Here is a 15292-nt window from a genome sequence, read left to right on the forward strand (position 1 = left end):
TGAGCCGCCACACCACCCGTCCGGTGGGATTAGGACCAGTCGCGGGTGTCGACGATGGGGCCCTCGCCGGGGGTGAGGTGGCTGACGGCGACGACCTCGGCGCGGAAGCGCAGGCCCTCGCGGACCCGGGGGGCCAGGTCGGCGACGAGCAACTCGGCGTCGGTGCCGGGGTCGGGCACGACCTCGCAGCGCAGCGAGTCGACGTGGTCGACGCGGCCGATGACGAACCGGTAGTCCGCCACGCCGGAGGCCCCGGCCATCACGGACGCCACCTGGGTCGGGTGCAGGAACATCCCCTTGACCTTCACCGCGGCGCCGGTCCGGCCGAGCACGCCGCGCAGCCGCAGCGAGCCGTCGGGACCGGTCGTCCAGCCGGACAGGTCGCCGGTGCCGAAGCGGACGAGCGGGTAGTCCGGCCGCAGCACCGTCACCACGACCTCGCCCTCGGTGTCATCGCTGATCGGCTCCCCGGTGCCGATCTCGCAGACCTGCACCAGCACCCCGTCGGCCAGCACCATCCCGGCGCCGTCACCGTTCTCGTAGGCCAGCAGCCCGGTCTCCCCCGTGCCGTAGGCCATCCGCACCGTCCCGACCCGCTCGGCCAGCACCGCCCGCAGCGAGTCCGGCAGCGGCTCCGCGGTCACCATCGCCCGATCCAACCGCCACGCCGCGCGCTCGAGCCCGGACTCGTCATACCGCTCGATCAGTGCCTTGAGATAGCTCGGCAACCCGGTGTATGCCGTGATGCCGAGGTCGGCGATCGCGCGCACCTGGAGGTCCTGGTTGCCGATGCCGCCGGGCACCACGCGGGCCCCCACGGCGAGGGCGCCCTCCTCCATCATCGCCCCGGCCGGGGACAGGTGGTAGCCGAAGCAGTTGAGCACCGTGTCACCCGCCCCGACCCCCATGTCGCCCAGCACCTGGCCCCAGCGCCAGCTGTCGGCACCGGCCAGCTGCGGCTCGTAGAGCGGGCCGGGCGACTGGAAGACCCGGACCACGTCGGCGTCCTCAGCGAGCAGCCCCCCGAACGGCGGCCGCTGCGCCTGCAACCCGATCACCTCGTCCTTGGGCAGCACCGGCACGGCGGCCAGGTCGGCCACGGACCGGACCCCGGCGGGCTCCACCCCGGCGGCCTCCAGCCGGGCGGCGAAACCCGGAACGCCGGCGGCGCGACCGACCAGGTCGGCGACGGCACGGTCCAGGTCGTGGCCCTCCAGGTGCGCCCTGAGGGCAGCGTTGATCGACATGGCTCGACTCCTCGACTGAGCAGGGGTGCGGGTGGTGCGTGCGAATCCCGGGTGGGTGCCCTACAGCCAGCGCTTGCGCCGCTTGTAGTGCTTGACGTCGCGGTAGCTCTTGCGGCCACCCTCCTCGCCCAGCCCCAGGTAGAACTCCTTGACGTCGGGGTTCTCCCGCAGCTCGGCGGCCGGCCCCTCGAGCACGATCCGCCCCTGCTCCATGATGTAGCCGTGGTGGGCGACCTCGAGGGCGCGGCGGGCGTTCTGCTCGATGACGAGCACGGTGAGCCCGCGCTCCTCGTTGAGCCGCTTGATGTAGCCGAAGATCTCCTGCACCAGCAGCGGCGCCAGGCCGAGCGACGGCTCGTCCAGCATGAGCAGTTTGGGCCGGGACATCAGCGCCCGGCCGATGGCGAGCATCTGCTGCTCGCCGCCGGACAGGTAGCCGGCGACCCGGTTGCGCATGTCGGCCAGCTTCGGGAAGAACTCGTAGACGACCTCGAGGTCCTCCGCGCCGTGACCTCGCGGCTGGGTGTAGGCCCCGGCCACGAGGTTCTCCGCCACGGTGAGGTGCTCGAAGACGTGCCGGCCCTCCATGCACAGGCTCATCCCCTGCTTCACCCGCTCGGCGGGGTCCATCCGGGTGATGTCCTGCCCCTGGAAGGTGACGGTGCCGTCGGTCACCTCGCCGTGCTCGCTGGGCAGCAGCCCCGACACGGCCTTCAGCGTGGTCGACTTGCCCGCGCCGTTGGACCCCAGGAGGGCCACGATCTTGCCCTCCGGCACCGCGAGGGACAGCCCGCGCAGCACCAGGATCACGTCGTCGTAGATGACCTCGACGTTGTTGAGGGAGAGCATGGCCCCCGCCGGGGCAGCCTGGGCTGCCCCGGCGGTCGCCGTGTCGGGGACGGAGCTCATGGCGTGGCGCCGGCCTCGAGCTCGACCATCTCGCCGTCCTGGGCCTGGTAGATACCGGTCGAGGTGGAGCCGCGGTGGCTGTCCTCGGCGAACTCGACGGTGCCGTCACCGATGACGCCGCCGGTGTCGATGCCGCCCATGGTCTCCAGCGAGGCGCGCAGGTTCGGGCCGTTCAGCTCCTCGCCCTCGGCGAGCGTGTGGGCCATGCCCTCGGCCATCACGTGCATCACGTACCAGCCCTGCACCCACGAGGTGCCGATGGTCTCCGGGTCGGTGCCCTCCTCCTCGAGGAACTCGGTGATGACGCCGTGGCCCTCCTTCTCCGCGCTCATCGGCGCGAACGGCTGGATCAGGATGTGGCCCTCGGCCTCCTCCGCGCCCGCCGTGTCGATGAACAGCTCGTTGCCGCACCAGTTGAGGCAGACGATCTTCATGTCCAGGTTCTGGCTGGCGATGTCCTTGGCGACCAGCGCGGCCGGGGAGGCCACGTTCTGGATCACGATGTACTCCGCGCCCTGGGACTGTGCCTGGGAGAGCAGGCCGACGTAGTTCTGGGAGCCGGCCGGCATCGCGTAGGAGGAATAGCCCAGGTCCAGGCCGGACTCATCGATCCAGGTCTGGCCGTCGGCGACCGGGGCGGTTCCGAACGGGCTGTCGTGGTGGAAGACGGCGACCTCGGCGCCACCGCCGGAGTCCTCGTTGATCCAGTTCAGCGCGACGCGCATCTGGTCGGAGTAGGTCGGGGCGACCACGAAGTTGTAGGGCGCCTCCTCCGGGTCGGTCAGCGGCTCGGCGAACGAGCCGGACATGAACGGCAACTCGTCGTTGCCGACCGCGCCGGACAGCGCCTCGGTGTCACCGGTGCCCCAACCCTGGACGGCCACGACGTCCTCGTTGACGTACTGCTTGTAGAGCTGCTCGGCCTTGGGCACCTCGTAGGCGTAGTCGTTGGAGCTCGGGTCGAGCTCGCGGCCCTCGACACCGCCGTTGGCGTTGCGCCACTTGATGTAGGCGAGCATGCCCTGGTTGTAGGGCGTGCCGACGTCGCCGGTGGCGCCGGTCAGGTCGGCGATGATGCCGACCTTGATGGGCTCGTCGGAGTCGGCGTCGCCGCCTCCTCCACCGCCGCCACAGGCGGATAGCACGAGAGCGGACGCGGCGGCCAGCGCCACCGCGGCTGAGCGGTTCCTTGCGAACATGTGGTGTCTCCTTGTGTGGTGGGCTGGTCGGGCAGAGCTAGTAGCGGAACGGCCAGAATCTGATGTAGTCCTTCATCCGGTGCCAGATCCGGTCCAGGCCGCGCGGCTCGAAGATGAGGAAGCCGATGATGATCACGCCGAACAACGCGTTCTGGATGGCGGGGAGCTGGTTGGCCAGGAACGGCAGCGAGGACTCGGCCGAGTTGGCCGCCTCCTGGATGAACTCGGGCAGCAGCGTCATGAAGATCGCGCCGTAGACGGCCCCGGAGATGCTGCCCAGGCCGCCGACGATGATCATCGCCAGGTAGAGGATCGAGACGTCCAGGGTGAACTTCTCGAAGGAGATGACCTCGCTGTAGTGGGCGGTGAGCGCCCCGGCGAGACCGACGAAGGCGGAGGACAGCGCGAACGCGGTGAGCTTGGCCCGGGTCAGGTTGACCCCGATCGCCTCGGCGGCGATGTCCTGGTCCCGCACCGCCATGAAGGAGCGGCCCAGTCCGGTGCGGAACAGGTTGCGGCCGGTGATCACGGCCAGCACCGCCAACACCATCAGGATCCAGTACCACTGCGTCTCGAAGACGTCGCGGCCACCGATCCGGAAGCCGCCGATCTCGAGCCGGTCCACGTTGATGTAGCCGCGGCCCTCGGTGAGCCAGCCGCCGTAGTCGCGGCGGATCAGGAACTCGATGATCATCTGGCTGGCCAGCGTCGCAATCGCCAGGTAGAGGCCCTTGAGCCGGAGGCCGGGCAGGCCGAAGAAGGTGCCGACGACGGCCGTGAGGAGCACCGCGAACAGGATCGCCAGCGGCGTGGGCAGCCCGATCCGGTCGGACAGGATCGCCGAGGAGTAGGCCCCGACGGCCAGGAAGCCGCCCTGCCCGAGCGAGATCTGGCCGGTGTAGCCGACCAGGATGTTCAGCCCCACGGCGCCGATCACGGCGATGCAGATGGTGTTGACGACCGAGAGCCAGTAGTTGTCCAGGACGAAGGGGACGACCAGGAGCAGCACCAGCATCAGGGCGAGCCGGAAGTACTCGGACTTGGTGGCCCGCAGGCGCAGCTCGGAGGTGTAGCTGCGGTGGTGGATTCCGGTAGCGGTGGCGGCCATCGTCAGCTCACACCCTCTCGATCCGGGTCTCGCCGAAGATGCCGTACGGGCGCACGAGCAGGATCAGGACGAGCACGATGTAGGGGACGACCGTGGCAAGGCCCGGGTCCCAGTAGCCGGCCGTGAACTGTTGCACCAGGCCGATGACCAGGCCACCGACGATGGTGCCGGGCACCGAGTCGAGACCGCCCAGGATGACGACCGGGAAGACCAGGAGGCCGAAGGAGGCGATGTTCTGGTCGACGGCGGAGATGTCGCCGAGCAGGATGCCGGCGATCAGGGCGCTGACCGCGGCCAGCGCCCACGCCATCGCGAAGATCCGGCGCACCGAGATGCCCATCGTCATCGCCGCCTGCTGATCGTCGGCCACGGCCCGCATCGCGATGCCGTGCCGGGACCGGCGGAAGAACAGGGTGAACGCGGTGAGCACGACCGCCGCCACCAGGATGGCGACCAGCCGGTTCAGCGGCACCGAGGCGCCGAGGATCTCCACCGAGCCGCGGGGCAGGATCGCCGGCTGGCTCTGGGGCCGGGTGCCGTAGAACATCTGCACCAGGGCCTTGAGCAGTGCCGACAACCCGATCGTGACCATGATGATGCTGATCGGGTTCTCCCCGATCATGGGCCGCAGGATGAGCCGCTCGACGAGCACACCGATCAGAGTGGCGACGACCACCCCGACCAGGACGGCGGCGATCAGCGGCAGGCCGAAGAGCACGAACGCGGTGAAGAACATGTAGGCGCCGACCAGCAGGAACTCACCCTGGGCGAAATTGATCACCCCGGTCGCCTTGTAGATGAGCACGAACCCGAGCGCGGCGAGCGCCAGGATCGACCCGTCGGCCAGCCCGTAGGCGAGCTGGTTGATGAAGTTGCTCATCGGCGGCCACTCCAGACGGGTCGACGTCCCCGGCCCTCCGGGATCGTGTAGGTGGTCAGGTCGAAGATCTGCAGGACCAGCTCGCGCTCGACGCTGCTGCCGTCCTGGTAGGTGATCCGGCTGCGGATGGTCACCCGGTCATCGCCCCGTTGCAGCGCCGCGATGATGTCGGCGTAGCGGTCGGCGATGACGTTGCGCCGCACCTTGCGGGTGCGGGTGATCTCGTCGTCGTCGGGGTCCAGCTGCTTGTGGAGCAGCACGAACCGCTGCACCCGGATGGTCTCCGGCAGGTCCTCGTTCGCCCGGGTCGACTCCTCGGCGATGAGGTCGTAGACCTCGTCCTTGGCCGCCAGGTCGGTGTATGTCGTGTAGCTGAGCCGCTCGTGCTCGGCCCACGACCCGACGGTCGCCGGGTCCAGCGTGATCAGCGCGGTCATCCCGCCCACGTCACCCGGGGCATCGCCGGGCGCGAAGACCACGGCCTCCTCGACATACGGGGAGAACTTCAGCTTGTTCTCGATGAAGGCGCTGGAGTAGCGGGTGCCGTCCTGGGCGGTGAGCACGTCCTTGGCCCGGTCGATCACGACGAGGTGACCGTTGTCGTCCAGGTAGCCGGCGTCCCCGGTGCGCAGCCAGCCGTCGGCGTCGACCGTGTCGGCGGTCGCCTCGGGCTGCCGGTGGTAGCCGCGGAACACCGAGGCCGAGCGGAGCAGAATCTCGCCGTCCTCGGAGATCCGCAGGTCGGTGCCGGGGATCGGGGTGCCGACGGTGTTGAACGGCACGTCGTCGTCACGGTGCACGACGGCGATGCCGCAGATCTCGGTCTGCCCGTAGATCTGCTTGAGGTTGACGCCGATGGCGTGGAAGAAGCGGAACACGTCGGGGCCTAGCGGCGCGCCGCCGGTGTAGCAGCGGCGGATCCGGGCCAGTCCGAGCTGGTCGCGCACCGGGCGGGTGGCGACGGCGTCGGCCAGCCGGTGCTGCAGCTTGAGCCCGGCGCCGGGCTGCTTGCCGGTGACCCGGATGCGGGCGACCTTGTCGCCGACGTCGTAGCCCCAGCCGAAGACCTTGCGCTTGAGCCAGCCGGCCTCGTCGATCCGGACCTGGACCTCCGAGAGCATCGACTCCCAGATCCGCGGCGGGGAGAACATCACGTCGGGGCCGATCTCACGCAAGTCGGACCGTTGCGTCGCCGAGTCCTCCGGGAAGGACAGCGTCAGCCCGCGGGACAGCCCGCAGGCGACCGCCAGCATCTGCTCACCGATCCAGGCGAACGGCAGGAAGGAGACGTAGCGGTCCTTCGGCCCGATCGGGTCGACCTCGGTGAGGTGGTCGGCCATAGCCAGCAGGTTGTGGTGGCTCAGCTCCCCCAGCTTGGGCTTGGAGGTGGTGCCGGACGTCGTGCAGATGACCGCGATGTCGTCCGAGGACCCGGCGGCGACCTGCTCGTCATACCAGTCCTGGTGCTCCTCGCCCCAGGCCCGGCCCTGCTCCTCCAGCGCGGTGAACTCCAGCAGCACCGGGTCGGTGTAGGCCTCCAGCCCGTGCGGGTCGTAGTAGACGACCCGCTCGAGCAGCAGCGGCTCGCTGCCCTCCGGCGGCTCCTCGGCGATGAGCCGGAGCAGCTTGTCGACCTGCTCCTGGTCCTCGGCCACCACGACGCGGGCGCGGGACAGGGTCAGGATGTGCCGCAGCTCCTCCCCGATCGAGGTCGGATAGATCCCGACGACCGCGGCGCCCATGCTCTGCGCGGCCAGCTCGGCGATCAGCCACTCCGGCCGGTTGTCGCCCAGCACCGCCACGATCTCGCCGCGCTCCACCCCGAGGGCGGCCAGGCCGTGCGCCGTGTCCCTGACCCGCTCCGCGTAGCCGGCCCAGGTGATCGGCTGCCAGATGCCGTACTGCTTCTCCTGCATCGCGACGTCGTCCGGCCGCGTCCGCGCCAGCTCGAGCATCAGCCTCGGGAACGTCGCCCCCATTTTCGTAGCGGGTTTGTCGCCCGTTCCCGCATTTTCGTAGCGGGTTTGCTCCTGCTCAGCCACGGTCGCCCTCCTCCCGCTCCCCGCCCTCGAGCGACTCCCCGCCCTCGATCAGCTCCGCCTGGCGCCGCTCGGAGGCCTCCTGCTCGGCCCGCGCCTCCTCGTCGTGCGCGTGCTCGGCCTCGATCTGCTCCTCCATCTTGGCCAGGGCCTCCTGCACCTCGGCGTCCTCCTCCTCGGCACCCAGGTAGGCCTCGATGACGGCCGGGTCGGCCTTGACCTCGTCGGGGGTCCCGTCGGCGATGAGCGCCCCGAAGTCGAGCACGCTGACCCGGTCGGAGATGTCCATCACCACGTTCATGTCGTGCTCGATCAGGACCACGGAGACACCGGCGAGCTCGTGCACATCCAGGATGTAGCGCGCCATGTCCTCCTTCTCCTCGGCGTTCATCCCGGCCATCGGCTCATCCAGCAGCAACAGCGCCGGCTGCAGGCACAGTGCCCGCCCGAGCTCCACCCGCTTCTGGATGCCGTAGGCCAGCGAGCCGACGGGCTTGCCGCGGAACGCCTGGAGCTGCAGCAGGTCGATGACCTCCTCGACCAGCCGCCGGTGCTCGATCTCCTGCCGCCGGGCCGGGCCGAGCCAGAGCATCGACTTCAGCACGCTGTGCTTCATGTGGATGTGTCGGCCGAGCATGAGGTTCTCCAGCACGGTGAGGCCGTGGAAGAGCTCGATGTTCTGGAAGGACCGCGCCACACCCAGGCGGGCGATCTTGTATGGCGGCAGGCTGGTCAGCCGGTGCGTGCGCGTCTCTCCCGGGGTCCCGTCGGCGGCGGGCCGCGCCGAGTGCAACCGGATCTGGCCCTCCTGCGGGTGGTAGAGCCCGCTGATGCAGTTGAGCAGCGAGGACTTGCCAGCGCCGTTCGGCCCGATGACGGCGTGCACGTGCCCCTCGGTCACCGTGAAGGAGATGTCCCGCAGCGCCTTGACCCCGCCGAACCGCAACGAGATGGCATCGACTTCCAGCAGCGTCTCGCCAGCCGGCAGGTGACTGCCGCGCAGCGAGTGCTGGTACGCCCTGGTGAGCACGGGCCACTCCTGAGGGGTTTCGACGGTGAAGCCTGGCGGACCTGACGCTACATTTTCACTATCTGAAAGACAAGCACTGTGATCGGAAAGTTACGAGCACATCTGCGTACCCACTACCGGCTGCCGGAATCGGTAGGGCACTATGAGACGGACGAGAGGAGGCCGCGGCATGACGACGAACGAACTCGCCGAGCCCGGCCCCAGCGGGGGACGCGGGGGCCTGGGGACGGTACGCAACGCGGTGCGGCTGCTGGAGCTACTGGGTGAGGGGCCGGCATACCAGCAGCTCACGGACCTGGCCGAGCGGTCCCAGATGTCGATCCCGACGGTGCACCGGCTGCTGCGCTCCCTGGTGCTCGCGGACCTCGTGGTGCAGGACCCACGCTCGTCGCGCTACGGGCTGGGGCCGGAGCTGACCCGGCTGTCCAACCACTACCTGTCGCGGCTGCCACTCCTGGGCGCTCTTGGCCCCTACCTGTCGCAGCTGCGCGACCAGCTCGGCAGCACCGTCCACGTCGAGACCCTCGTCCACGGGGAGGTCGTCTATGTCGACCGGGTGGACGGCACCGACCGCGGCCCTTACCGGGACACCCACCGGGTCGGACCGGCCCTCTCCTGCGCCGGCGGTCGGCTGCTCGCGGCCCGGGCGGACCATGACGGGTGGCTGCGCGCCCTGGACCGGGCCGAGCCGGTCGACCGCGAGGCCGCGGAGGCCGACGGCGCCCGTCAGGACTGGGCCACCGCGGACCACCTGGTCCTCGAGCCCGACGACCCGACCCTGCCGGCCGAGGTCGCCGTCGCCGTCGTCGACGGGCAGGGCACCGCCGTGGCGGCGCTCGCCGCGAACATCGACGACGCGCTGGACCACGACCGGGTCGCGCGGGTCGCCGCCCACCTGGGCCGGGCGGCACGCGCCGCGGGGAGGACGCTGGGCCATGCCTGAATCGCTGGGCACCACTCCCCCCGCCGCGTGGGCGGGCGTCGCCGACCTGATCACCTTCGACACGGCATACACCGACCTCTGGCAGCCCGGCCCCCGCTCGGGCCACTGGTTCGCCGGCGGCACCCTCAACCTCTCGGTCAACTGCCTGGACCGGCACTTGCCCGACCGCGGCGACCAGGTGGCGCTGCACTGGGAGGGGGAGCCCGGCGACCGCCGGTCAATGACGTATGCCGAGGTGCACGACCAGGTGGCCACGCTCGCCCGGGCGCTGCGCGGCATGGGCGTCGGGCCCGGCGACCGGGTCGGCCTGCACCTCGGCTGGCTGCCCGAGACCGTCGTGGCGATGCTGGCCTGTGCCCGGATCGGCGCGGTCCACACCGTGCTCCCGGCGCCGCTGCCGGTCGAGCCGCTCGCCGACCGGCTGGAGCTGCTGGACCTGAAGGTGCTGTTCACCCAGGACGGCGCGTGGCGGCACGGCACCGTGCTCCCGCTGAAGGCCCGCGCCGACGAGGCGCTGCTGGCCGGTGGGTCCGTCGAGCACACGATCGTGGTGCGGCGCACGGGGATGGACGTCGCGTGGTTCGAGGGCGACCGGTGGTATCACGACCTGGTCGCGGCGAGCCGCCCCGGACCCGGGTCCGGGGCGACCTCGGGTGGGCGCACCGGGGACCCGGCCGCGCCCGTGTCGCTGCCCGCCGACCACCCGATCGCCACGATCCCGCTGGCCAACAAGGGTGGCCACCCCGTGTCCATCGTGCACGGGACCGCGACCATGCTGGCCGGCGCCCTGGCGGTGCACCGCCGGCTGCGCACCGGCGGCGCGTTCTGGTGCGCCGGCGACATCGCGTGGGCGGTGACCCAGATCCACGGGATCTACGGCCCGTTGGCCTTCGGCGACACCGCGGTGATGTACGAGGGCACGCTCGACGTGCCGACCCACACCCGGGCCTGGGACATCATCGCCCGCTACCGGGTCGAGACGATGGTGAGCAGTCCCTCGGTGGTGCGCACCGTCCGCGGCTGGGCCCGCGAGCTGCCGGAGGTCTCGGCGATCCCGTCGCTGCGGCGGGTCGTCACGGCCGGGGAGCCCGTCGAGGAGGAACTGGCAGCCTGGCTCGCCGACGCCTTCGGCTCCGGTGACCTCGACGTGGCCGACGCCTGGGGGCAGCTGGAGCTGGGCGGCATCGTGCGGGTGACCGGTCTGGATGCGGGCGGGTCCGGGGCAGACGCGCTGCCCGACAGCGGGCTCACCATCGTCGACCAGGACGGCGTCCCGGTGCCCGACGGCGAGATCGGCGAGGTCGTGCTGCGCCTGCCGTGGGCCGGGACGATGGTCGGGGTCGAGGGCTCGCAGGCCGCGGTCGCCGAGTCGCACTGGACCCGGCACCCGGGGAGCTACTCCACCGGCGACCTGGCCGTGCGCCGGCCCGACGGCACGGTCGCCTTCCTGGGCCGGACCGACGACGTGGTCTCCATCTCGGGGCAACTCGTCTCGCTCCGGGAGGTCCGGGAGGTGCTCGCCGAGCACCCCTACGTCGCGCAGGCCGAGGTGACCTGGCGCAAGGACCCCGAGCTCGGCCGCTCCCTGGTCGCCGCCGTGGCCCTGGCCGACGAGGCCGGTCCCGAGCCGGACCTGGACGCCGTGGCCGTCGAACTGATGGACGCGGTCCGCGAGGTGATGGGCGGCCTCGCCCGCCCCCGCGCGGTGCTCGTCGTCGACCGCTTCGGCGATGAGCTGGGCCGCACCGAACGGGCCCACGCCATCGGCACGCTCGCCACCCCCGACCGGGCCGGAGCTCCCCGGCAGGTCACGTGGGAGCAGATCCTGGCGGCAGCCGGGCAGTAGGCCACAGCCAGGCGCGAGGTCGACCGGGGCTGCTCCGCACCGGTCGAGGCGTCCATCCGTCCCCGCGGCCACTCCTACCCGCTGTGGCCGACTCGTCACCGCTCTGACGGCGGGTACGAGTCAGCCATACCGGGTACCAGTGAAGGTCGGAGTCCGTCGGCGACCGGGAGTTATCCACAGATTCCGCCGCGCCGCTCCGACGAGGGCTGTGGCACCGCATGCTGTCAGTCATGGACGATGCCGCGCTGTTCGCCCAACGCCTGGTCGCACGCGCCAACCACGACGTGCTGACCCTGGCGGATGCCCGGCGGGCGGGCGCCAGCAAACACGACATTTCCTCGCTGGTCGCCGGGGGCCACCTGGTGCGCCTCGTGGACGGCACCATGACGAGCCGTGCCAGGTGGGAGTCCTGCGCCACGCCCGAGCAGCAGCACGCCCTTCGGGCCACGGCCCTGACGCTGCTGCTGGGTGAGCACGTCGCCATCAGCCACACCTCCGCTGCGGCGTTGCATGACCTGCCCCTGCTACACCGCCCCGGGCGCCGCATCCACCTGTGCCGGCTCGGGCCGGGGCGAGGCCGCACCCGGCAGGGCTACTCCCTGCACAGGACCTACCCCGACACGGGGGATTGGCTCCACCCAGAGAGCGATCCGCTCGTCGTCACCCCCGCTGTCGCTGCTCTCGGCGTTGCGGCACTCCACGGCTTCGTTGCCGGCGTGGTCACCCTCGACGCAGCACTGCACACGCAGGTCGCGACCCCGGAGGAGTGTCACGCACTGCTGGCCGTCATGGAGCGGCGCCCCGGTCTCCGCCTGATGAGCAGAGTGGTGCGCGCGGCCAACGGCAAGGCGGAGTCGGCCCTGGAGAGCCAGGCCCGATTGACGGTCGAGGCGTTGGGCTTCCGGGTGACGCTGCAGGTGGTGCTGTACACCGAACAGGGCGAGTTCGTGGCCCGTGTCGACATGCTCATCGAGGAGCTCGGCGTCGTCATCGAGGTCGACGGCCGGATCAAGTACGTGAACCCGGACAGCTCGGCCTCTGTCGAGTCCGTCCTTTCCGAGAAGCATCGGGAGTCGGCGATCCGCGATCTCGGGTACGGACTCGTCCGGCTCGACCACCCCGACCTGAGCCGGCCAGAGCGCATCAAGGCACGGATCCTCGCGGCCGCGCGACAAGCCGACCCCTCGCGCCAGCGTCGGACCGCCTGACCCTCACTGGTAGCCGGTGTGTCCGACTGGTAGCCGCCCTCACAACGGTGACGAGTCGGCCGCACGGGCTAGCAGTGCGCCCCCCGGTGCTAGCTTTCTTCTGACCGACACCCTCTCGGAGGGACGACGATGAGTGCTCAGAGAAGCGTGGCAGCGATAGCAGCCCTCACGCTCGCAGTCGCCGGGTGCTCAGACGAGGGGCCAGACGACGTCAGCGCCGACGAACCACCGGCAGCGACGACCGACGACACCTCACCGGACAGCGCGGGTGACGAGGCACAGGCCGTTGACGTGATCGGCAGCGACCCGAGCGCACTCGTTCGGCGGCATGCTCCCGACCCCTCGGACGGCAGGCATGCCAGTGCCGTGTCGGGATCGGTTGCGGTCTCGGACAGCGGTTGCCTCGTCCTCGTCGACGAAGGTGACCACGCCTGGACCATGGTGCTGCCCCATGGCAGCGACCTGGTCGACGGCGAGGCGACGCTCCCAGACGGTGAGAGCTTGGCGGTCGGCGACGAGATTGATCGGGCAGGGATGTGGGCTGATCCGGCGTTGGTGATCCTTCCCGAGGAGGCTCAGCAGTGCCCGGCAGACGGGTTCGCGCTCCTGTTCCCACCTGACGACGAGTCGACGACACGCTGACCCGACCCGACGCGAGGCGCAGCGATCACCGAGCCAGCAACGCCCGAGCCGCAGCATCGACCTCATCCTCGCTGACCAGCACCAGGGTGGCCGCGTCACCGAGCGGGATGAAGCTGTCCTTCGCGGCGACCCGCGCCAGGTGCCCTGAGTAGCCGGCGTCCACGAGCGCGGCCAGCACGCCCTCGGACACACCGCCACTCTCCCGGGTCTCGTCCACCACCAGTACCCGCCCCGTGGCGGTGGCCGCCGCGACCAGGTCCTCGACCGGCAGCGGCGCGAGCCAACGCAGGTCGAGCACCCGCACACCGACACCCTCGGCACCCAGCCGCTGGGCCACGCGCAGGCTCATCGGCACCCCGTTGCCGAACGTCACGATCGTCAGGTCCGTCCCGTCGCCGTGCACGCGCCCCCGCCCGATCGGCACATGCTGCTCGGCCCACCCCGACGGCCCCACCCAGGGGGAGGTCCACGCGCCGTCCCCCTCGGCATACAGGTCGGTGGAGTGGTAGAGCGCGATCGGCTCCAGGAACACGCTGACCGTCCCGTCCACCTGTGCCGCGGCGACGCAGGTGCGCAGCATCGCCGCGGCATCGTCAGGCCGCGAGGGCGAGGCGATGACCAGGCCCGGCACGTCGCGCAGCACGCCGACGGCGTTGTCGTTGTGGAAGTGCCCGCCGAACCCCTTCTGGTAGCCATAGCCGGCAACGCGCACCACCATCGGGTTGCGGAACTGCCCCGCGGAGAAGAACGGCAGCGTCGCCGCCTCGCCGCGCAGCTGGTCCTCGGCGTTGTGTAGGTAGGCGAGGTACTGGATCTCCGGGATCGGCAGCAGCCCGCTCACGCCCGCACCCAGCGCCAGCCCGAGGATGGTCTGCTCATCGAGCAAGGTGTCGAAGACGCGGGCCGCCCCGAACTGCCTGGCCAGCCCCTTGGTCACCCCGTAGACACCGCCCTTGACGCCCACGTCCTCCCCGAAGACGAGGGTGTTGTCGTATGCCGTCAGCACATCTCGCAGGGAGCGGTTGATGGTCTGGGCGAGGGTGAGCGACGGGGCGTCCCGGTCCGCTGCGGCGTCCTGACCAGCAGCGACGCGCTCGGCCAGCCGGGCGACCTCGGCGGCGACGGCGTCCGGACGCCGGGGGGCGAGCGGAGCCATGACCGCCTCGGCGGTCGCGAGCTCTGGCCGATCTGCGGCCTCCAGCAGCGTGGTCCGCACCCGCTCGCCAGTGACCTCGTAGCGCTGCAGGATCTCCGCCGGCGACAGCACCCCGGCGCCGACCAGGAGTCGCGCCGTGCCGAGCAACGGGTCGCGCGCCAGGTCGGCCTGGAGGTGTGCCGGGCGACGGTAGGCCGACTCCAGGTCGGTCCCGGCGTGGCCCCATCAGCCGGACCGTGCGCAGGTGCAGGAAAGCGGGGCGACGCTGCTCGCGGACGAACTCCGCGGCTTCCCGGGCTACCGTCCACGTCTGCGCCAGGTCCGAGCCGTCCGCGGCGAAGTAGGGCAGGCCCGGGCGATCGGCAAAGGTGTGGGCGACCCACCCGTCGGGCGTCGGCACGCTGATGCCCGAGCCCGTTGTCCTCGCACACGAGGAGCAGCGGCATCGGCAGCCCGCGGTAGCCGACCTGCACCGCCGCGTTGATCGCGCCGGTCGCGGTGGAGTGGTTGACCGAGGCGTCGCCCAGGCTGCACACGGCGACCGCGTCGGCGGGCCAGGGGCTAGTCGGCACCCAGCCGGGCGGCGCGGCCGATCGCGAAGGCCACCCCCACGGCCCGTGGCAGGTGTGAGGCGATGGTCGAGGTCTGCGGGATCACGGCCAGCTCGTGCCGGCCGAAGACCTTGTGCCGCCCGCCCGAGATCGGCTCCTCGGCCGCCGCGACGAGGCCCAGCAGGACGCGACGATCCCGCATCGACCCGTCCGAGCCGCAGCACGCCGGGCCCGCTCCAGGTAGAAGGCGCCCGACCGGTAGTGCAGCAGCGCCGGGTCGTCGCCCCGCAGCGCCGCGGCCACGGCGGCGTTGCCCTCGTGCCCGGCGGAGCCGATCGTGTAGTAGCCCCGGCCCCGGGCACGCAGCCACCGTGCGGCCAGGTCCAGGTGCCGGCTCGCCAGCTGGGAGTCGAGCAACCCGAGCGCGTCCTGCGCCGCGAGCCCCTCGGGCAGCGCTGCCTCCCCCGCACCGGCACCGCGCGCCAGGTCGCCCAGCCGGTCCCGGACGTGGCGGTCCAGCTGCTCGTGCACCGG

At 71.2% G+C, this 15292-nt stretch carries 13 protein-coding genes; 4 read left to right on the top strand and 9 right to left on the bottom strand.

Annotation, left to right across the window (positions count from 1 at the left end):
* Window positions 1–29 precede the first annotated feature (29 nt).
* The 7 genes from AC1QRC_RS00590 to AC1QRC_RS00620 are packed head-to-tail and all read right to left on the bottom strand — an operon-like array spanning window position 30 to window position 8412.
* Window positions 30–1247, bottom strand: coding sequence for a phenylacetate--CoA ligase family protein (locus tag AC1QRC_RS00590; protein ID WP_484204953.1), 1218 nt, complete (start codon window positions 1245–1247; stop codon window positions 30–32).
* Window positions 1248–1307: 60 nt separating this feature from the next.
* Window positions 1308–2156: an ABC transporter ATP-binding protein gene (locus tag AC1QRC_RS00595; protein WP_484204954.1), complete on the bottom strand. Its 849-nt coding sequence runs from the start codon at window positions 2154–2156 to the stop codon at window positions 1308–1310.
* Entirely contained in the window at window positions 2153–3355 is a 1203-nt protein-coding gene (locus AC1QRC_RS00600) for an ABC transporter substrate-binding protein (RefSeq protein ID WP_484204955.1), read from the bottom strand. The genes AC1QRC_RS00595 and AC1QRC_RS00600 overlap by 4 nt, the downstream gene beginning before the upstream one ends.
* A 37-nt stretch (window positions 3356–3392) precedes the next feature.
* Window positions 3393–4463: a branched-chain amino acid ABC transporter permease gene (locus tag AC1QRC_RS00605; protein ID WP_484204956.1), complete on the bottom strand. Its 1071-nt coding sequence runs from the start codon at window positions 4461–4463 to the stop codon at window positions 3393–3395.
* A 7-nt stretch (window positions 4464–4470) separates the two neighbouring features.
* Window positions 4471–5343, bottom strand: a complete 873-nt coding sequence (locus AC1QRC_RS00610; RefSeq protein WP_484204957.1) for a branched-chain amino acid ABC transporter permease — start codon at window positions 5341–5343, stop codon at window positions 4471–4473.
* A complete protein-coding gene (locus AC1QRC_RS00615) occupies window positions 5340–7322 on the bottom strand; it encodes an AMP-binding protein (protein WP_484204958.1) in 1983 nt (660 codons plus the stop codon). The genes AC1QRC_RS00610 and AC1QRC_RS00615 overlap by 4 nt, the downstream gene beginning before the upstream one ends.
* 55 nt (window positions 7323–7377) lie before the next feature.
* Window positions 7378–8412, bottom strand: a complete 1035-nt coding sequence (locus AC1QRC_RS00620) for an ABC transporter ATP-binding protein (RefSeq protein WP_484204959.1) — start codon at window positions 8410–8412, stop codon at window positions 7378–7380.
* Window positions 8413–8581: 169 nt separating this feature from the next.
* Here AC1QRC_RS00620 and AC1QRC_RS00625 point away from each other — a divergent pair, with 169 nt between their 5' ends.
* The 4 genes from AC1QRC_RS00625 to AC1QRC_RS00640 all read left to right on the top strand — a co-directional run bounded on the left by AC1QRC_RS00625 (window position 8582) and on the right by AC1QRC_RS00640 (window position 13051).
* Window positions 8582–9355: an IclR family transcriptional regulator gene (locus tag AC1QRC_RS00625; protein WP_484204960.1), complete on the top strand. Its 774-nt coding sequence runs from the start codon at window positions 8582–8584 to the stop codon at window positions 9353–9355.
* Window positions 9348–11201 carry an AMP-binding protein gene (locus AC1QRC_RS00630; protein ID WP_484204961.1) on the top strand — a complete coding sequence of 618 codons (1854 nt, stop codon included), beginning with the start codon at window positions 9348–9350 and terminating at the stop codon, window positions 11199–11201. Before AC1QRC_RS00625 ends, AC1QRC_RS00630 begins: the two co-directional genes overlap by 8 nt.
* 230 nt (window positions 11202–11431) lie before the next feature.
* On the top strand, window positions 11432–12409 hold the full coding sequence (locus AC1QRC_RS00635) for a hypothetical protein (RefSeq protein ID WP_484204962.1): 978 nt from the start codon (window positions 11432–11434) through the stop codon (window positions 12407–12409).
* 129 nt (window positions 12410–12538) lie between these two features.
* Entirely contained in the window at window positions 12539–13051 is a 513-nt protein-coding gene (locus tag AC1QRC_RS00640) for a hypothetical protein (protein ID WP_484204963.1), read from the top strand.
* 25 nt (window positions 13052–13076) lie between these two features.
* Here the strand turns inward: AC1QRC_RS00640 and AC1QRC_RS00645 are convergent, their stop codons facing one another.
* Entirely contained in the window at window positions 13077–14354 is a 1278-nt protein-coding gene (locus tag AC1QRC_RS00645; RefSeq protein ID WP_484204964.1) for an alpha-ketoacid dehydrogenase subunit beta, read from the bottom strand.
* A 506-nt stretch (window positions 14355–14860) separates the two neighbouring features.
* Window positions 14861–15289, bottom strand: a complete 429-nt coding sequence (locus AC1QRC_RS00650; RefSeq protein WP_484204965.1) for a hypothetical protein — start codon at window positions 15287–15289, stop codon at window positions 14861–14863.
* Window positions 15290–15292: the final 3 nt, after the last annotated feature.

Source organism: Ornithinicoccus sp. (assembly GCF_057176825.1).